At 71.1% G+C, this 18974-nt stretch carries 12 protein-coding genes and 3 tRNA genes; 8 read left to right on the top strand and 7 right to left on the bottom strand.

Translation table 11 applies throughout. The annotated features are described in order from the left end of the window. The first annotated feature begins 10 nt into the window (after window positions 1-10). Both dnaG and ACFV2S_RS02925 read left to right on the top strand, forming a co-directional pair. On the top strand, window positions 11-1903 hold the full coding sequence (dnaG, locus tag ACFV2S_RS02930; protein ID WP_385553680.1) for a DNA primase: 1893 nt from the start codon (window positions 11-13) through the stop codon (window positions 1901-1903). Window positions 1904-2016: 113 nt separating this feature from the next. Then, window positions 2017-3027: an RNA polymerase sigma factor gene (locus tag ACFV2S_RS02925; protein WP_385554360.1), complete on the top strand. Its 1011-nt coding sequence runs from the start codon at window positions 2017-2019 to the stop codon at window positions 3025-3027. Window positions 3028-3078: 51 nt separating this feature from the next. Here ACFV2S_RS02925 and ACFV2S_RS02920 read toward each other — a convergent pair whose 3' ends face one another. The 4 genes from ACFV2S_RS02920 to ACFV2S_RS02905 all read right to left on the bottom strand — a co-directional run bounded on the left by ACFV2S_RS02920 (window position 3079) and on the right by ACFV2S_RS02905 (window position 8577). Then, entirely contained in the window at window positions 3079-5007 is a 1929-nt protein-coding gene (locus ACFV2S_RS02920; protein ID WP_385553678.1) for an ABC transporter ATP-binding protein, read from the bottom strand. Continuing rightward, the gene (locus ACFV2S_RS02915) at window positions 5007-6740 is read right to left on the bottom strand and encodes an ABC transporter ATP-binding protein (protein WP_385553677.1); all 1734 of its coding nucleotides are present in this window, start codon (window positions 6738-6740) and stop codon (window positions 5007-5009) included. The genes ACFV2S_RS02920 and ACFV2S_RS02915 overlap by 1 nt, the downstream gene beginning before the upstream one ends. A gap of 75 nt (window positions 6741-6815) precedes the next feature. Then, entirely contained in the window at window positions 6816-8255 is a 1440-nt protein-coding gene (locus ACFV2S_RS02910) for an FGGY family carbohydrate kinase (RefSeq protein WP_385553675.1), read from the bottom strand. 28 nt (window positions 8256-8283) lie between these two features. Further along, window positions 8284-8577 carry a YtxH domain-containing protein gene (locus ACFV2S_RS02905; RefSeq protein WP_385553673.1) on the bottom strand — a complete coding sequence of 98 codons (294 nt, stop codon included), beginning with the start codon at window positions 8575-8577 and terminating at the stop codon, window positions 8284-8286. 136 nt (window positions 8578-8713) lie between these two features. Between ACFV2S_RS02905 and ACFV2S_RS02900 the strand changes: the two genes are divergently transcribed. The 6 genes from ACFV2S_RS02900 to ACFV2S_RS02875 all read left to right on the top strand — a co-directional run bounded on the left by ACFV2S_RS02900 (window position 8714) and on the right by ACFV2S_RS02875 (window position 13023). After that, window positions 8714-8786, top strand: a tRNA-Asn gene (locus ACFV2S_RS02900). A 5-nt stretch (window positions 8787-8791) separates the two neighbouring features. Beyond that, window positions 8792-8864, top strand: a tRNA-Asn gene (locus ACFV2S_RS02895). Between the two features lie 166 nt (window positions 8865-9030). After that, window positions 9031-9107 (top strand) — tRNA-Ile (locus ACFV2S_RS02890). Between the two features lie 288 nt (window positions 9108-9395). Beyond that, a complete protein-coding gene (locus tag ACFV2S_RS02885; protein ID WP_385553671.1) occupies window positions 9396-9779 on the top strand; it encodes a hypothetical protein in 384 nt (127 codons plus the stop codon). Window positions 9780-10001: 222 nt separating this feature from the next. Further along, window positions 10002-12233 (top strand): glycoside hydrolase domain-containing protein, encoded by a 2232-nt coding sequence (locus tag ACFV2S_RS02880; RefSeq protein WP_385553669.1) that lies wholly within the window; start codon window positions 10002-10004, stop codon window positions 12231-12233. A gap of 49 nt (window positions 12234-12282) precedes the next feature. Then, a complete protein-coding gene (locus tag ACFV2S_RS02875) occupies window positions 12283-13023 on the top strand; it encodes a hypothetical protein (RefSeq protein ID WP_385553667.1) in 741 nt (246 codons plus the stop codon). Window positions 13024-13161: 138 nt separating this feature from the next. Here the strand turns inward: ACFV2S_RS02875 and ACFV2S_RS02870 are convergent, their stop codons facing one another. The 3 genes from ACFV2S_RS02870 to ACFV2S_RS02860 all read right to left on the bottom strand — a co-directional run bounded on the left by ACFV2S_RS02870 (window position 13162) and on the right by ACFV2S_RS02860 (window position 18786). After that, window positions 13162-15339 carry an FG-GAP repeat domain-containing protein gene (locus tag ACFV2S_RS02870; protein WP_385553665.1) on the bottom strand — a complete coding sequence of 726 codons (2178 nt, stop codon included), beginning with the start codon at window positions 15337-15339 and terminating at the stop codon, window positions 13162-13164. Between the two features lie 155 nt (window positions 15340-15494). Next, window positions 15495-16436: an FG-GAP repeat domain-containing protein gene (locus ACFV2S_RS02865; RefSeq protein ID WP_385553663.1), complete on the bottom strand. Its 942-nt coding sequence runs from the start codon at window positions 16434-16436 to the stop codon at window positions 15495-15497. A gap of 25 nt (window positions 16437-16461) precedes the next feature. Beyond that, entirely contained in the window at window positions 16462-18786 is a 2325-nt protein-coding gene (locus ACFV2S_RS02860; RefSeq protein WP_385553661.1) for an FG-GAP repeat domain-containing protein, read from the bottom strand. Between the last annotated feature and the right edge of the window lie 188 nt (window positions 18787-18974).

Below are 18974 nucleotides of genomic sequence, written 5' to 3'. Positions count from 1 at the left end.
GACTTCATGCGTGGCAGGCAGGATCAACGATGACGACGTGAAGGCGGTACGGGACGCGGTCCCGATCGACGCCGTCGTGTCCGAGTACCTCCAACTGCGCAACGCGGGCGGCGGCAACCTCAAGGGCCTCTGCCCCTTCCACGACGAGAAGTCGCCCTCCTTCCAGGTCAGCCCCAGCAAGGGACTCTTCCACTGCTTCGGCTGCCAGGAGGGCGGCGACACCATCGCCTTCGTGATGAAGATCGACCACCTCTCCTTCTCGGAGACGGTCGAGCGCCTCGCCGCGAAGGCGGGCATCACCCTGCGGTACGAGGAGGGCGGCTACAACCCCGGCCACCAGCGCGGGGAACGCATCCGCCTGATCGAGGCCCACAAGATCGCCGCCGAGTACTACGCCGGCCAACTGGGCTCCGCCGAGGCCGAGATCGGCCGGAAGTTCCTCGCCGAGCGCGGCTTCGACCAGGCCGCCGCCGCACACTTCGGCGTCGGCTACTCCCCGGCCGGCTGGGACCACCTCACCCGCTTCCTGCGCGGCAAGGGCTTCTCCGACAAGGAACTGATCCTCTCCGGCCTCTCCCAGGACGGCCGCCGCGGCCCCATCGACCGCTTCCGCGGCCGCCTCATGTGGCCGATCAAGGACGTCGGCGGCGAGATCGTCGGCTTCGGCGCGCGCAAGCTCCGCGACGACGACAACGGCCCCAAGTACCTCAACACGCCCGAGACGCCGGTCTACAAGAAGTCCCAGGTGCTCTACGGCGTCGACCTGGCCAAGAAGGACATCGCCAAGGTCAGCCGGGCCGTCGTCGTCGAGGGCTACACCGACGTCATGGCCTGCCACCTCGCCGGCGTCACCACCGCCATCGCCACCTGCGGCACCGCCTTCGGTGGCGACCACATCAAGATCCTCCGCCGGCTCCTCATGGACAACGGCTCGGCCCGCGTCATCTTCACCTTCGACGGCGACGCCGCAGGCCAGAAGGCCGCCCTGCGCGCCTTCGAGGACGACCAGAAGTTCGCCGCCGAGACCTACATCGCCATCGCCCCCGACGGCATGGACCCCTGCGAGCTCCGCCTCGCCAAGGGCGACGAGGCCGTCGTCGAACTCGTCCAGCCCCGCACCCCGCTCTTCGAGTTCGCCCTCCGCCAGATCGTCCGCCGCTACGACCTGGAGACCCCGGCGGGCCGTGCCGCCGCGCTCGACGAGGCCGCGCCGATCGTCGCGAAGATCAAGAACGTCGCCTCCCAGCACGAGGTCGCCGTCCAGCTCGCCGGCATGCTCGGCATCCTCGACACCCAGTTCGTGGTCCGGCGCGTCGCCCAGATCGCCCGCTGGCAGCGCCAGGGCGGCGAGCGGGGACCCGGCCGGCAGCAGCAGCCCCAGCGGACGTACGACACCCCCGCCCCGGCCGCCGCGCCCTCCGGCCCCGCGCTCAACCTGCGCAGCCCCGCCCACCGCACCGAGCGGGAACTCCTCAAGCTCGCCCTCCAGCGGCCCGAACTGGTCTCCCCGGCCTTCGACGCGTACGGCGCCGACGAGTTCACCGCCCCGCCCTACGCGGCCGTCCGCCAGTGCGTCCAGGACGCGGGCGGCGCCACCGGCGCCCCCTCCGACTACCTCGACACCGTCCGCGAGGCCGCCCCCAACGACTCGGTCCGGGCCCTCGTCACCGAACTCGCCGTCGAGACGATCTTCGCCAAGACCGTCGACGAGGCCTACGCCGGCGACCAGCTCGTCACCGTCCGCCTCCGCGCCGTCGACCGCCGCATCCGCGACGTCCAGGGCACCCTGGCCCGGCTCGGCGCGCACGGCGACCCCGAGCAGCTCGCCGCCGTGCAGAACGAGCTCTGGGTCCTCACCCAGTACGGCCAGTCCCTCCGGAACAACGGCGCCGCCGCACTCTGACCGTCGGTCACGGTCCGGACTCAAAAAGTCACCGCACGCCCCTCGTGGCGGCGATGTGTCGTACCCCACACTGGGTGACGGAGCCGTTCCGCCCCACCTGGAGGTCGCCCGCCGTGCAGACCGAGATCCAGACCACCACCGAACCGGACGAGCAGGCCGAACCCCCCGAGATACCCGTCCAGCGCCGCCGCACCGGCGACTCCGGCGGCAACGGCCCCTCCTCCGACCTGTTCCGCCAGTACCTGCGCGAGATCGGCCGCATCCCGCTGCTCAGCGCCGAGGAGGAGGTCGACCTCGCCCGCCGCGTCGAGGCCGGGCTCTTCGCCGAGGAGAAACTCACCAGCACCCCCGACCTGGACAGCCGGCTGGCGCACGACCTGGACCGGATCGTCGTCCTCGGCCGGATCGCCAAGCGCAAGCTCATCGAGGCCAACCTCCGCCTCGTCGTCTCCGTCGCCAAACGGTACGTGGGCCGGGGCCTCACCATGCTCGACCTCGTCCAGGAGGGCAACCTCGGACTCATCCGGGCCGTCGAGAAGTTCGACTACGCGCGCGGCTACAAGTTCTCCACGTACGCCACCTGGTGGATCCGCCAGGCCATGTCCCGGGCCCTCGCCGACCAGGCCCGGACCATCCGCGTCCCCGTGCACGTCGTCGAACTCATCAACCGGGTCATCCGCGTCCAGCGCCGCATGCTCCAGGAACGCGGCTACGAACCCACCGCCGAAGAGGTCGCCGCCCAGCTCGACCTGGCCCCCGAGCGGGTCGGCGAGGTCCTCCGCCTCGCCCAGGAACCCGTCTCGCTGCACGCGCCCGTCGGCGAGGAGGAGGACGTCGCCCTCGGCGACCTCATCGAGGACGGCGACGCCGCCTCACCCGTCGAGTCCGCCGCCTTCCTGCTGCTCCGCCGCCACCTGGAGGACGTCCTCTCCACCCTCGGCGAACGCGAACGGAAGGTCGTCCAGCTCCGCTACGGCCTCGACGACGGCAGGCCCCGCACCCTGGAGGAGATCGGCCGCATCTTCGGCGTGACGCGCGAACGCATCCGCCAGATCGAGTCCAAGACCCTCAACAAGCTCCGCGACCACGCCTACGCCGACCAGCTCAGGGGCTACCTGGACTGACGAGGGGGTGCCCCGCCGGACGGGCGGGACACCCCCTCGGTGCGGGCCGGGTCAGTCGACCTCGGCGACCGCCTGCGCGAACTGCGCCGCGTACAGCCGGGCGTAGGCCCCGCCGGACGCCAGCAGCTCCTCGTGCGTGCCCTGTTCGACGATCGAGCCGTTCTCCATCACCAGGATCACGTCCGCGTCCCGGATCGTGGAGAGCCGGTGCGCGATGACGAAGCTCGTCCGGCCGTGGGCCAGGCGCGCCATCGCCTTCTGGATCAGGACCTCGGTGCGGGTGTCGACCGAGCTCGTCGCCTCGTCCAGGACGAGGATCACCGGGTCCGACAGGAACGCCCGCGCGATGGTGATCAGCTGCTTCTCGCCCGCGCTGACCCCCGCCCCGTCGTCCTCGATCACCGTGTCGTACCCGTCGGGCAGGGTCCGGATGAACCGGTCGGCGTGCGCGGCGCGCGCCGCCTCCTCGACCTCGGCGCGGGTCACTGGGCGCGTGGCGCCGTACGCGATGTTGTCCGCGATGGTGCCGCCGAAGAGCCAGGTGTCCTGGAGGACCATGCCGATGCGCTTGCGCAGCTCCTCGCGGGACATCCGCCCGACGTCCACCCCGTCCAGGGTGATCCGGCCGTCCGTCACCTCGTAGAACCGCATGAGCAGGTTCACCAGGGTCGTCTTGCCGGCGCCGGTCGGGCCGACGATCGCGACCGTCTGGCCCGGGTCGACCGTGAGCGACAGGTCCTCGATGAGCGGCTTGTCCTCCTCGTACCGGAAGGACACGCCCTCCAGGGCCACCTTGCCCTTGAGGTCGACCGGCTTCTCCGCGGTCGGGGAGTCCGGCTCCTGCTCCTCGGCGTCGAGCAGCTCGAAGATCCGCTCCGCCGAGGCCACACCCGACTGCACCAGGTTCGCCATCGACGCGACCTGGGTCAGCGGCATCGAGAACTGGCGCGAGTACTGGATGAAGGCCTGCACGTCACCGATGGACAGGCTGCCGGTCGCGACCCGCAGACCGCCGACCACGGCCACCAGGACGTAGTTGATGTTCGAGACGAAGAACATCACCGGCTGCATCACACCGCTGTTGAACTGCGCCTTGAACCCGGCCTCGTACAGCGCCTCGTTCTGCTCGCGGAAGTCCTGCGCGGACTCCTCCTGCCGCCCGAAGACCTTCACCAGGGCGTGCCCGGTGTACATCTCCTCGACGTGCGCGTTGAGCGTGCCCGTGGACTTCCACTGCTGCACGAAGTGCGGCTGCGAGCGCTTGCCGATCTTCGCCGCGACGAACACCGAGACCGGCACCGTCACCAGCGCGACCAGGGCGAGCAGCGGCGAGATCCAGAACATCATGAACAGCACGCCGACGATCGTGAGCAGCGAGTTGACCAGCTGGCCCATCGACTGCTGGAGCGTCTGGGAGATGTTGTCGATGTCGTTGGTCGCCCGGGACAGCACCTCGCCGCGCTTCGCCTTGTCGAAGTACGACAGGGGGAGCCGCGCGAGCTTCGTCTGGACGTCCTCCCGCATCCGGAAGACCGTCCGGTTGATCACCTTGATCGACATGCGGGTGGAGACCAGCATCAGCAGGCCCGCCGCCACGTAGACCGCGAGGACCCACAGCAGCACCTCGCCCACCGCGCCGAAGTCGATGCCGTGGCCGGGGGTGAAGTCGACCCCGGACAGCATGTCGGCCATGCCGCCGTCGCCGTCGGCGCGGAGCTTCTCCAGGGCCTGCGCCTTCGTGGCGCCCTCGGGCATGTTCCGCCCGACGACCCCCGCGAAGATCAGGTCCGTCGCCTTGCCGAGGATCTTCGGCCCGACCACGGAGGCCGCCACCGACAGCACGCCGGCGACGAGCATCACCCAGAGCGCGCCGCGCTCGGGCGCCAGCTGCCGGAGCAGCCGCCTGCCCGAGCCCTTGAAGTCCATCGACCGCTGGTCGGGGCCGCCGCCGGCCATCATGCGTCCGCCAGGACCGGCCATCAGGCTGCCTCCGCCTCGGTCAGCTGGGAGAGCACGATCTCCCGGTACGTCTCGTTCTCGGCCATCAGCTCCCGGTGCCGTCCGGTGCCCACGACCCGGCCCTCGTCGAGGACCACGATCCGGTCGGCCTCGCGGATGGTCGACACCCGCTGGGCGACGATCACCACGGTGGAGTCCGCCGTCTCCTCGGCCAGCGCGGCCCGGAGCAGGGCGTCCGTCTCGTAGTCGAGCGCGGAGAAGGAGTCGTCGAAGAGGTAGATCTCCGGCCGCTGCACGAGCGTCCGCGCGATGGCGAGCCGCTGCCGCTGCCCGCCGGAGACGTTGGTGCCGCCCTGGGCGATGGGGGCGTTCAGACCGCCCTCCAGCTTCGACACGAAGTCCTTGGCCTGGGCGACCTCCAGGGCGTGCCAGAGCTCCTCGTCGGTCGCGTCGGGCTTCCCGTACCGCAGGTTCGTCGCCACCGTCCCCGAGAAGAGGTACGGCTTCTGCGGGACGAGCCCCACGGTCCTCGCCATCAGCTTCGCGTCGAGCCTCCGCACGTCCACGCCGTCGACGAGGACCTCGCCGCCCGTGGCGTCGAACAGCCGGGGCACGAGCCCGAGCAGCGTCGACTTGCCGCTGCCCGTCGAACCGATGATCGCGGTGGTCTCCCCGGGCCGGGCGACCAGCTCCACGTCCTTGAGGACCGACTCCTCCGCGCCCGGGTACCGGAAGTCCGCGCTCCTGACCTCCAGGTGCCCGCGCCGGAGCAGCTTCGTCACCGGCTCCGCCGGCGGCACGACGCTGGTCTCCGTCCCGAGGACCTCCTCGATGCGCTCGGCGCAGACCTCGGCGCGCGGCACCATCATGAACATGAAGGTGGCCATCATCACGGCCATCACGATCTGCATCAGATAGGCGAGGAAGGCGGTCAGCGCGCCGATCTCCATCCCGCCGCTGTCGATGCGGTGCGCGCCGAACCAGACCACGGCGACGCTGGAGACGTTCACGACGGTCATCACCGTCGGGAACATCAGCGCCATCAGCCGCCCGGTCGCCAGCGACACCTCGGTCAGCTCGCCGTTGGCGCCGCGGAAGCGCTCCTCCTCGTACCCGTCCTTCACGAAGGCGCGGATGACGCGGTTGCCGGTGATCTGCTCGCGCAGCACCCGGTTCACCGTGTCGAGGCGCGTCTGCATCGTGCGGAAGAGCGGCCGCATCCTCCGGACGATGAGCGAGACGGCGACGCCGAGGACCGGCACCACCGCGAGCAGCACACCGGACAGGGGGACGTCCTGGCCGAGCGCCATCACGATGCCGCCGACGCACATGATCGGCGCGGAGACCATCAGCGTGAACGCCATCAGGACCAGCATCTGGACCTGCTGCACGTCGTTGGTCGTACGGGTGATCAGGGAGGGCGCGCCGAAGTGGCCGAGCTCGCGGGCGGAGAAGGACTGCACCCGGTCGAAGACGGCGCCGCGCACGTCGCGGCCGAGCGCCGAGGCGGTCCGCGCGCCGTAGTACACGGCCCCGATGTTGCAGACGACCTGGACGACGGAGACGCCGACCATCAGGGCGCCGAAGCGCAGGATGTAGCCGGTGTCCCCGTTCACGACACCGTTGTCGATGATGTCGGCGTTCAGGGTCGGCAGGTAGAGGCTCGCGCAGGTCTGCAGGAACTGCAGCAGGACGAGCAGCGCGATGGGTTTTCGATACGGCCGCAGGTGGGTTCGGAGAAGTCTTATGAGCACGGCTCCTACTATCGCCCGCACCCCGGGAGCGTTACGACTCGGTTTCGGGGTGCGGGCGGAGCCCTGGGCAAGACTTTACGATCCGAAGGCGCCGGGGTGGATCTGCTCCCGCGTCGCCACGTACTGCTGCCGGACCGCCTGCCCGGCGGACAGGTCGTCACCGGGCTCCAGGATCTGTGCGACGGCGCCCTGCCAGGCCGGGGGAGCGGACGGGGACAGCGTGCCCCGTGCGACCCCGAGCGCCCAGGCGGCCTGGCGGGCCGCGCCGAGCGCCGCGTAGTCGGCGGGCTGGGGGACGACGACCTGGGCGCCGAAGAGCGCCGGAGCGAGGGCCTGTACGGCCGGCAGGGCGGCCGCCGCGCCGAGCAGGAAGACCCGCCGGACCTCGACGCCCCGCCCGCGCAGCACGTCCATGGCGTCGGTGAGCCCGCAGAGCATTCCCTCGAACGCCGCCCGGGCGAGGTGCTCGGGCTTCATCGACTCGCGCCGCAGCCCGCTGAGCGTGCCCGCCGCGTGCGGCAGGCCCGGGGTCCGCTCGCCCTCCAGATAGGGCAGCAGGACCAGCCCGGAGGCACCCGCCGTCGACTTGAGCGCCAGCGCCGACAGTTCCTCCAGCGACTCCACGCCCAGCATCTCGGCGGTGCCGCGCAGCGCCCGCACCGCGTTGGAGGTGGAGACCACCGGCAGGTACATGCCGGTGGCGTCGGCGAAGGAGGTGATCATGCCGGTGGGGTCGGCGAGGGCCTCGTGGTGCACGGCCATCACGGAGCCGGAGGCGCCGAGCGAGACCACCGCGTCGCCGGGGCCGAGCCCGAGGCCGAGCGCCGCGGCCATCGTCTCGCCGGTGCCGGCGGAGACGAGCAGGCCCTCGGGGGTGATGCCGGCCGCGTCGGAGGGCCCGAGGACCTCGGGCAGCACGGCCAGGTGGCCGAGGGCCAGCTCGACGAGGTCGGGACGGTACGTGCCGGTGCCCACCGACCAGTAGCCGGTGCCGGAGGCGGCACCGCGGTCGGTGGTGCGGCGGGCGGGACGGCCGAGGAGCTGCCAGACGAGCCAGTCGTGCGGCTGGAGGACCAGGGCGACCCGCTGGGCGTTCTCGGGCTCGCTCCGGGCCAGCCAGCGCAGCTTGGCGACCGGCTGTCCGGCGACGGGCACGCTGCCGACGGCCTCGGCCCAGGCCTGCCGTCCGCCCAGCGACTCGACGAGGTCGGCGGCGGCGACCTGGGCCCGCTTGTCGTTGCGCACGAGCGCGGGCCGCACCAGGCCGCCCTGCGCGTCGAGCGGCACGAGCCCGTACTGCTGCGCGGAGACGCCGATGGCCTCCACGCCCTCCAGGAGCCCGCCGGTGGCGGCCTCCCCGAGCGAGAGCAGCCAGGTCTGCGGATCGACGTCCGCGGCCTTGGGTTCGCCGGGATGTGCGGCGTACCCCTGCCGCAGTACGGCACCCGTGTCCGTGTCACAGACGACGATGCGTGTGAACTCCGCAGAGCTGTCGAGTCCGGCGACTATCCCCATGACACATGATTCTGCCGCACGCGGGGCCTCAGGTGTTGCTGGTGCCCCAGTCCTCCTCGTCGACCTTGCCGTTGCCCCGGCCGCGGAGCGCCTGCACCCGGTCGGTCACGGAGGAGGGCAGCCGGTCGCCCACGGCGTGGGCCGCCTTGCCCGCGGCCTGCCGCCCGGTCTGGGCGGCGGACTCCGCCGCGTTCCGGACGGCCGGGTTCTGCGCGAACTCCCTCGCGGACTTCTTCATCTGCTCGTAGCGCTCGCGCCCGGCCCGCGTGCCGACCACGTAACCGAGGGCGAGTCCCACGACGAACGTCAGCTTGTACCGCACGGCTGCGATCCTTCCCTGGAGGCCCTGGGGATACCGATTGGCGGAGCACCCCCCTGCTTGCGCTAATGTATGTCTCGCAGCGAGCGAGCGCCCTCCCGGTTCAGCCGGACTGGGTACGATCGGTGCAACGCAGCAATCCCCTGTAGCTCAATTGGCAGAGCAGCCGGCTGTTAACCGGCAGGTTACTGGTTCGAGTCCAGTCGGGGGAGCGCGATCCCCTGTAGCTCAATTGGCAGAGCATTCGGCTGTTAACCGGAGGGTTACTGGTTCGAGTCCAGTCGGGGGAGCGAGACGGAAGAGGACCCTTCGGGGTCCTTTTTCGCGTCTGCGGGAACCATCGGCGGCGCGGTGCGGTCTTCATGGTCGAGCAGAGCCGATCATCCGGAGCAGGAGATCGTATGAGCGGCTATGCTGCGGCAGACGGCGCGCACACATGTACGCGCCTCACCGTTCGGGGCGGTAGCTCAGCCGGTTAGAGCAGCGGACTCATAATCCGTCGGCCGTGGGTTCGAGTCCCACCCGCCCCACCACGGAAAAACGATCTGACCTGCGAAAACGCCCCCTTGAGGGGTGTTTTCGCGTGCGGTGACCGCTTCGCGTCGGTGCGGCAGGACGGACGTCCCCGGCCTGCTGCCTCGCCCGGTCCACGCCTTCTCGCCCCGGGGGTGGGGGCGGAGCCCGGATGTGGAGCCGCGTCAACGATCCCACGGCGATCCCGCGACTCCTGGGTGTGACACGCCGCACACGGCACCGAATTCCGCGTGCGTAGCGGCCGCCGGGCCCGACCCGCGCAACGCGGGAGGACGTACGGTTCGGTCATGCCGCCCCACCGTTCCGCTCCGGTCCGCAGCGCCCCGTCCGGCAGTCCCGTCACCCTCTCCGCCTCCACCAGGCGGACGATCGCCGGGCTGTCCCTGTGGTGGCTGGCGTCGCCCGTCGCCTTCGTCCTCGCGACGGTCGTCGGTCTCCACTCGCGCGATCGCGATCCGTTCTGGGAAGCCGTCTCCGTCGTGCTGCTGTGGTCGGGCATCGGCGGTGTGGTGGTCGCCCCCGCCGCCGGGCTCCTGATCGCCCTCCGTTCGCGGCAGCGGCCGGCCCGTCGGCGCTTCGCGGTCATGGGCGCGGTGTCCCTCGCCGTGTGCGCCCTCGCTCTGCTCTTCTGGGAGTTCGCCATGGAGTGCGCACCCGGCCAGACCTGCTGACCGTCGCGGCCTCTGCCGGCAACAGGTTTTTTCTGGCCAACTTCCTTCGCGTCGCTCTTTGATCTGCCATGGGCCCACTCCGGCGCTTAAGTTGATCAAACGCGACGCTTTCCGCCCAGGTGGCCGGAGCACGCGCCAATCAATGCCGGGGGGCGTTGTGGTCATGGGGGACCCATCGCCATGCCGTGACGTGCCTCTGTCGCGACCGACGGGAGTTGCCGCATGGCCGACGAGATGGTGCTCAGAGCTCAGAAGTTCATCAACGTCACGTACGCGGGAAGGCTGGGAATCGAGCCCGTCGCCGAGAACGGGGTCACCAGCTGGAAGGTGATGTTCGCGCTGACCCGCGCGCTCCAGTACGAGCTCGGCATCGCGACCCTCTCGGACTCGTTCGGCCCGACGACCCTGAGCACGCTCCAGTCGAAGTACCCGGTCCTCGACGCCGGCACGGTACCGTCCGCGAACTTCGCGCGGATCATCCAGTCCGGCCTGTACTGCAAGGGGTACGACGGGGGCGACATCGACGGGAAGTACAACTCCCGGGTGTCGGCGTCCATCACCAGTCTCAAGCGGGACATGGGAGTGGAATCCGCCTTTCCCGGCGACTCCTTGGTGCCCAAGGTCTTCAAGGGCCTGCTCAACATGGACGCCTACGTCACCGTCAACGGCGGCTCGGAATCCATCCGGACCGTGCAGCGATGGCTGAACGGGTCGTACCTGAACCGCCGGGACTTCAACATCATTCCGGCGGACGGCCACCATTCGCGCGACGTGGCCAAATCCATGCTGTTCGCCGTGCAGTACGAGTTGGGCATGGCCGACGGCACGGCGAACGGTGTCTTCGGACCCGGCACGCAGAGCGGGCTGAAGAGCCACCCCGTCGCCACGGGCGACTCCGGCACGTGGGTGCGGCTCTTCTCGGCCGGCATGGTGCTCAACCAGCGGCCCGTGGAATTCACCTCCACCTTCACCGGCAGCCTCTCCTCCGCCGTCAGCGCCTTCCAGTCGTTCGCGATGCTTCCGGTCACCGGCACGGGCAACTTCTCGACCTGGGCCTCGCTGCTGGTCTCGTACGGCGACCAGTCCCGCAACGGCGAAGCGTGCGACGGCATCACGCTGATCACCCCGGCGCGGGCGGCCACGCTGAAGGCGAACGGCGTCAAGTACGTGGGGCGCTACCTCACGAACCCCGTCCCGCCGGAGAACGACCAGGACCCCCTGCGTCACAAGGCGATCCAGCCCGGCGAGCTGAAGACCATCGCCGACAACGGGCTGCGCTGCTTCCCGATCTACCAGACGTTCGGCCGTGACGCCTCCAACTTCAGCTACCCCCAGGGGCGTGCGGCCGGCCAGTCCGCCATCAACGCGGCACTGGACCACGGCTTCAAGGCGGGGACGCGGATCTTCTTCGCCGTCGACTTCGACGCCCTCGACGCGGACGTCACCAGCAACGTCCTGCCCCACTTCAAGGGCATCGCGGACGCGATCGCCGACGACGGCAACCGGTTCGGCATCGGCGTCTACGGACCGCGCAACGTCTGTACGCGCGTCGGCGAGGCGGGTCACGCGACGGCCTCGTTCGTCTCCGACATGTCGTCCGGATTCTCCGGCAACTTCGGATATCCGCTGCCCGCGAACTGGGCCTACGACCAGATCGTCACCCGCACCATCGGCACCGGCGACGGCGCGATCAATCTCGACGTCAACATCGCCTCGGGCCGCGATGTCGGACAGGGCTCGTTCAACGCCCCCCGAACTCCCCTGCCGGACACCAACCTCGCCTCCAGCGTCATCTCGGCGATGCGGACGGACGTCGGCAAGTACATGGAGTCGATCGGATTTCCCAACGACGGCGGCCTCAGGTCGCACACCCACGAGGAGTGCTTCCGGAGGGTCGTCCTCGAATGGGACACCGTCACCACCTATCTCGCCTACAAGTACAAGATGCGCAAGGCGCTCATCCAGACGACCGCCTACTGGGAGATGCGGCACATCGACCCGATCGACCTGACGGTCGACGAGGTGGTCCGTGACACCTTCCTGACGACCGGCTACTTCAAGGACAGCTCCACCGGAATAGCCCAGCAGTTCGGCCTGACGGCCGCTCTCGCGTGGAACTACGCCATCCGGAACGGCTACGAGACCGGTGAGATCCGCGACGTCACCAACGCCGAGGCCAAGTACAACATCTGGAACAAGTGCCGCTTCGACGAACAGTTCGCCATGTCCACCGTTCCCCTGATCCATCTCTGGAACGCGGGCGGGGCTCCGGGCAACGCCATTCCGGAGAAGGCCATGCGCCCCATCAGCCTCGACTACACGGAGAGCGAGATCTACCAGATCCTGCGCCGGTACCAGGGCGCCGAGGGCACCGAGGCGACCGAACACGCCCGGCAGCGGACCGCCCTCTACCAGATCATGGAGAAGTACAACTCCATCTCCCGGAACGTCTGACGTGGCCGAACGTCCCACCATCGGTAAGAGGATTCGAGGAGACGAAGAAGTGACCGTGGACATCAATCGCCGCACCCTCCTGCGACGCGCCGCCTTCGTGGCGGCCGGCGTCGCCGCGTCGCAGGCGCTGTCCCTTCCCGCCTTCGCCGCGGGCAGCACCCCGGACCCGCACAAGATCCGTGAGGGCATCCGCAAGGCGCAGGAGCGCAACAAGCGCGTGCTGACGGGGACTCCCTCCAAGAACGGCTGGGAGATGGAGAAGACCGCGGACGACCGCGGTCACATCTACACCAGGCCGGTCCCCGGCACCCCGCTCGACGGGGTCCGGATGCGCATGGCCGAGGTGGAGACCGTCCTGGTCCACGTGATCACCCGGTTCCACTACGAGATCGACGCCCTGCGCGCGGGCGAGGTCGTCGGCTGGCGCGAGCCCGGTTCCGTACGCAAGGGCCTGGCGGAGTCCAACCTGGCATCCGGTACGGCCGTCCAGATCCGGCCCGGCTCCTATCCCTCCGGGGCCCGCGGCGGCTTCTTCCCGCTGGAGGAGCTGGTGATCCGGGACATCCTCGCCGACTGCGACGGCGTGGTGCGCTGGGGCGGTGACGACGCCAGGCCGGACGAGTCGCTGTTCTCCATCGACGTCCCGCCCGGCGACGATCGCCTCACCCGGGCCGCGGCGAAGATCCGGGGCTGGAACCACACGCCCGGCAAGGGCTCGGGCGTCCTCGTGGACCCCCTCCAGGCCCACCGCCGCGCATCGGCCGAGCGGCTCGCCACGCAGCAGTCCTGACCACGGCCGCCGCTCCGCACCGGGGAGCACCCTGCCGACGGGCTCGGGACCGGGCCGCAGCCCGTCGGCGAGGGGCGGCGTTTCCGGGCGCGCCGGCCGGAGGGGCCGGTGGACGGGCCCCTCCGGCCGGCGCCCCGGTCAGCCCAGCAGCCTGTCGTCGTAGTCGCCGCCCCCGAGCGCCTGCGGGCGGGTGTACGGCGCCCTCCAGTTGCCCGTGCCGAGGTAGAGCCTGGCGTCGCCGAGGCTGTCGATGCCGACGAGGTCGTCGACGCCGTTGCCGTTCGCGTCCGCCACCGAGGTGAAGTCGGCGTAGGTGTTCCAGCCGGCGCCGATCCTGGTGCGGGCCGCGAAGGTGCCGTCGCCCCTGCCGAGGTACAGCCAGAGGACGCCGGACCGGTCGCGGGCGACGAGGTCGCCGGACGGGTCGCCGCCGATGTTCCCGGTCGCGGCGATCCGGTCGTACGTGTTCCAGCCGTGCCCGATCTTCGTGCGGGGCGCGAAGGGGGCCTTGGCGACGCCGGTGCCCTTGTGCAGCCAGAGGTCGCCGGCCCTGTCGGTGGCGACGAGGTCGGGGCGGCCGTCGCGGTTCAGGTCGGAGCCGGCCGCGATCTGGTCGTAGACCTGCCAGCCGCCGCCGATCCGGGCGCGGGCGCCGAACCCGCCCCCGCTGTTCCCCTGGTAGAGCCAGAGGTCGCCCTTCCTGTCGCGGGCGACGAGGTCGGGCAGGGCCGAGCCGGCGATGTTCCGGGTGGTCTCGACGCGGTCGTAGACGTCCCAGCCGTAACCGATCTCGGTGCGGAGGGCGTTGAAGCCCGGCAGCGTCGAGGAGTGGGTGAGGTCCAGCCGGTCGAGTCTGCCGCTGTTCCGGACGATCAGGTCGGGGGAGCCGTTGTCCGTCAGGTCGCTCGCGTTCGCCCTGCGGGTGACGGTGAACGAGCCGGAGGCGGTGGCCGCCGGGCCGAGCCCGTCCTGCGGGGCGGCGGTCATCTTCCAGTCGTAGGCGCCGTTGAAGGCGCGCCCGCCGCCGTCGAGGGTGCCGTCCCAGGCGAAGCGGACCAGGCCCTCGGCGACGTAGTCGTTGCTCGCCGGGTAGAGGACCGTGGTGCGCGCCTTGCCGGTGCGCTGGTGGCGGAGGGTGACGGTGACCTCGGCGTTGAGCCGGGACAGCGGCCAGTCGAGGTTCACCCCGGTGCGGTTCTTGTCGAGGTCGAGCACCGCGGGGATCTTCGACGGGCCGGCGACGAGCTTCAGCGGCTTGCCGTTGGAGGCGATCCGGGTCGCCGCCGGCCTGCCGTCGGAGCCGACGCGGATCCGGTAGAGGCCCTCGCCGTCGGCCAGGGTGCCGCCCTGGACGAGGAGCGAGCCGTCGGGCTCGCGGATGGCCTTCGTGACGGTGTCGAGGAGGCGGACCTCCTGGCCGGACACGGTCCGGCCGCGGAGCGCCTGGAGGGGCGACGGCTCGTAGAAGCCGCGGGTGTCGCCGAAGAGCACCCAGTCGCCGAGGACTCGGACCACCGGGCTGTGGGTGTACCCGAGGTCGACGGAGGACCGGGCGCCGGTCCTCAGGTCCTCGATGACGAGGGGCGCGGCACTGTCCGCCTGCCAGGCGCTGGTGGTCTCCGACCTGTCTCCGACCCAGGCGCCGTGCGAGAGCGGGAAGCGCACGGCGCCGCTGAGCGTGCTCGTCGCGAGGTCGAGCACGGCCCGGTACCGCGCGCCGTCGGCCTCGTAGCCGACGGCGACGCCGCCGCCCTGGACCGTCCCGACCGTGACCCCGGTCGCGTCGGCGGGCAGGCCGGTCGCGAAGGTGGTCGCGTCGGGGCGGTACACGCGCAGCTTCTGGAATCCCGTCGTCCCGTCCGTGGAGAGGGACAGGAGCGTGGAGCCGACGGCTCCCAGGACCCACTGCTGGTACAGCGCGGAGTTGGGGACGGTCCGGACGACCGCGCCCGTCGTCATGTCCCGGATCGTCGCGGTGGTGCGGTCCTCGGAGACGACGCTGTCCGTGCCGTTGATGTGCTGGACGGTGTAGTCGTGGGGTATCAGGGTCACCGCACCGTCGGAGTGGCGGACCCAGCGGAAGAAGACTCCCTCGCGCCCCAGGTCCTCGCGGGTCAGGTAGCCGCTCGTCCCCGTCCCCGCGAGGACGCCCGACAGCAGCGGGAGCCGCTCGGTCGCGTCGGTGGCGGCCGGGGCGGCGACGGCGGCCGGGGCGGCGACGGCCGGCGGCGTCAGGGCGACGCCGGCGGTGACGGCGAGCACCGTTCCGGCCGCGACGGCGAGCGCGCGACGGGTCGGACGGGGAGGGAGAGGCATGGCGTGGTCCTCGTGACGGGGCGGGAGGTGGGACGGAGGTTCCGTCACACCCGCGAGACCCATGAGGTGGTCGAAGGGTTGTACGACCGTGGCGCCGGGGACGACGGCGACCGGGGCGGACCGGTCGCCGTCGGGCGGAGCGGACGTGGCCGGGATCAGAAGACCAGGTCGGCCTTGATCCCGGAGTCCTTCAGGGTCGTGTTGGCGACGCGCGACGCGAAGGGCGCCTTCCACTCGCCGGTGCCCCGGTAGAGGTGTCCGGTGCCGTCCGGACCGTAGGCGTAGAGGTCGTTGCGCCAGTCGCCGTCGACGTCGCCGACGGCGATGACGTCGGCGTAGGCGTTCCAGCCGCCGCCGATCCTCGTGCGGGGGGCGAAGGTGCCGTCCTTCTTGCCGAGGTACAGCCAGAGGACCCCCGCCTTGTCGCGTGCGACGAGATCGCCCTCGATCCCGCCGCCGACGTTGCCGACGGCGGTGATCCGGTCGTAGACGCCCCACCCGTGGCCGATCTTGCGCCGGGGCAGGTACTCGCGGTCGCCCGAGCCGTCGGAGCCCTCGTACAGGTACAGATCGCCCCGCTGGTCGACCGCCACGAGGTCGGGGTGGAGGTCGTAGCGCAGGTCGCTGCCGCCGGTGAACATCGTGTACGCGTTCCAGCCGCCGCCGATCCTCGTGCGGGTCCAGAAGGAGCCCGCGTACGACGCGCTCTTCGCGGCGTACATCCACAGGACGCCGTCGCGGTCGCGGGCGACGGCGTCCGGGTAGCCGTCCGGGGTGACGTCGCCGACCATCTCGATCCGGTCGTACGTCTGCCAGCCGCCGCCCTCCAGGACCGGGGCTCCCGCGGCGGTGAAGTTCCTGCCGCTCGCGTCCCGGACGCTGCCGATCCGCCACAGCTTCCCGGAGGCGTCCCGGGCGAGCAGGTCCGGGGAGAGGAACGGGTTCTTCAGGCCGTGCAGGTTCGGTGGACGGTAGGACGGGAACGGCGCGGCGCTCGCCGGGGACACGCCCGCGCCGAGTGCGCCTGAGAGGGCGACGACGGCGGCGGCGGCCTTGGCACGGCGCCGCGCCGGACGCGCGGTGCGTACGGGGTTCACAGTGGGCTCCCTGGGGGTCCGGAGATCAGAAGACGATGTTGTAGGCGCCGGCGCCGTTGAGGGCCGGGCTCGCGACACGGGGCGCGAAGGGTGCCTTCCAGTCGCCGGTTCCCTTGTAGAAGAAGGCGGCGCCGCTCGGCCCGTAGGCGAGGAGGTCGGTGACGCGGTCGCCGTCGGCGTCGCCGATGCCGACGGTGTCGGTGTAGGCGTTCCAGCCGCCGCCGATCCTCGTGCGCGGGGCGAAGGTGCCGTCGCCCTTTCCGAGGTAGAGCCAGAGCACGCCGTCCTTGTCGCGGGCGACGAGGTCACCGGCGCCCGCTCCGGCGATGTTTCCGACGGCGGTGATCTGGTGGTAGATGTCCCAGCCGTGACCGGTCTTCTTGCGGGCCTTGTACCACTGGGGCCCGTAGCCGGTGGCCTCGTACAGGTACAGGTCGCCCCGCGCGTCGACGGCCGTCAGGTCGGCGCGGCCGTCGCCGGTCAGGTCGCTGCCGCCGGTGAAGCGGGCGTAGGTGTTCCAGCCGTCGCCGACGCGCTGGCGGGGCGTGAACGTCGGGCTCCACCTGCTGCCGGCGCCCGGGTGCAGCCACAGGAAGCCGTCGCGGTCGCGTGCCACGACGTCGCCGCCGTCGATGTGGTCGACGTCCCCGACGGCCTCGATCCGGTCGTAGGCACCCCATCCGCCGCCGCCGGCGACGGGCGCCCCGGTCGGCTTGAGGGTCTTCGTGGCGGCGTCGTAGCGGGTGTCGATCCGCTTCATCTGCCCGGCGGCGTCCCGGAGGACGAGCGACGGGCCCCCGTTCTGCTTGATGTCGTGCAGGTCGGCGAGGTGGGTGGCCTGGAAGGTGCCGGACGTCTCCGCGTCCGGGCCGACGCCGTTCTGCGGGACGGCGCGGATGGTCCACTCGTACATGCCGGAACGCGCGTCCCTGCCCAGCTGGGACAGCTCGGCGATGCGCGCCCAGGTGATGCCGACGGTGTTGTCGCCGTAGTAGTACGGCGAGCCGGCGGACTCGGTGGAGAGGGGCATCGTGTACGAGAAGGAGGCGCCGGTGGCCCGGTTCCGCAGCGTGAGGTGCACGTCGATGTTGACCCGGGAGAAACGCCACTTGAGGGTGGTGTTCCCGTCGAGGCGGACGGAGTAGGGGATGTCCGTACCCCGGGGGACGACCTCGGTCGGCACGCCCTTGGAGGCGACGAGGCGGGCGGTGGGCCTGCCGTCCGCGTCCAGGGCGATCCGGTAGAGCCCCTCGTCGTCCTTGACGGTGCCGCCCTCGGCGATCAGCGAACCGTCGGGCGCGGTGAGGGCCTTGGAGACGTGGTCGAGGAGCCGGACGGACTCCCCGCTCGTCAGCGACCGGGCCCGGAGCGGCACGAGCGCCTTGCGCGTCTCGTCGAGCATGCCCTCGTCGGTCAGGCCGGTCCGGGCGGCGTACGTCGCCCAGGAGCCGGTGAGTCCGGTGACCAGGTCCGAGTCGAGGCCGAGGTCGACCGGGGTCTCCTCGCCGGTGGCGCGGTCGAGCGCGACGAAGCCGCGGTAGCCCTCGGCGCCCTTCGTGGTGGCCGCGAGCACGTGCGTGGCGGAGAGGCTGACGTCGCCGTTGTGGGTGGGCGAGGTGGCCAGGACGGAGACGGCCTCGGCGGCGGCGAGGTCGACCACCGCGTACTGGGCCTTGCGGGCCGTGTCCGCGCCCGAGAAGTACTGGACGGCGACGGAGCCGTTCAGGGGCGTGGAGGCGCTGAACCAGGTCTTCCCGGCGGGGACTCCCGCGATCTTCCGCTGGCTGATCCGGTCCCCGTCCGCGGTGGCGAGCCGCAGTTCGACGGAGCCGTCCTCCAGCGCCACCTGCACGAGGAGGGACGCGGGGCCGACGGCCTTCACGTAGCGGGCGTTCAGCCTGTTCAGGTCGAAGGTGACGGGCGCGGCGCCGGTGGCCATGTCGTGCAGCGTGACGACGCGGGACGCCGTCAGCGCGTAGTCGTCACCGGTCGCGACGACATCGCCCCCCGCGCTGTCGTAGCTCGGCGCGGTCAGCGGCACGGAACTGCCGTCCGCGTACGCGTACCAGCGTCCGCCCGCGACGAATCCGGTCGCGCCGACGGCGTCGAGCCGGTCGGTGGCCTTGAGCACCACCGGCTTCGGGTTCGTGGTCCCCGCCTCGGCCGTCACGGCGTCGGTGGCGGCGGAGGCGGGGGCGGCGGTGAGGACGGCCCCGCCGAGGGTGACGGCGAGGGCCGTGGCGACGGCGGCCGTGAGGTGACGTCGGCCGGTGCGGACGGAACGCGCGGAGTGCGGGTACAGGATGACAACCCCCAGAAGAACGAGACCTGCTGTCGCCCGTGCGGTCACGCAGGCGACACCCTCTGGGACAGCCCGGTTCGTCGAATGGTTGTACGTGTCCCGGGTTCCTGTGGTCCGCGGTTCCGGCCGCGGGGCGGGGGGGGGGGGGGGGGGGGGGCGCGGGGCGCGCCGCGCCCGCGCCGCCCGGATTGGCTCTATAATAAAAAATAACAAAAAAAAAAAACACAGAGCACATA

The sequence above is a fragment of the Streptomyces sp. NPDC059695 genome (assembly GCF_042733785.1).
Taxonomy (GTDB): Bacteria; Actinomycetota; Actinomycetes; order Streptomycetales; family Streptomycetaceae; genus Streptomyces.
Note: the sequence above shows the minus strand (reverse complement) of the source record. Positions and strands in the feature narration are given on the sequence as shown.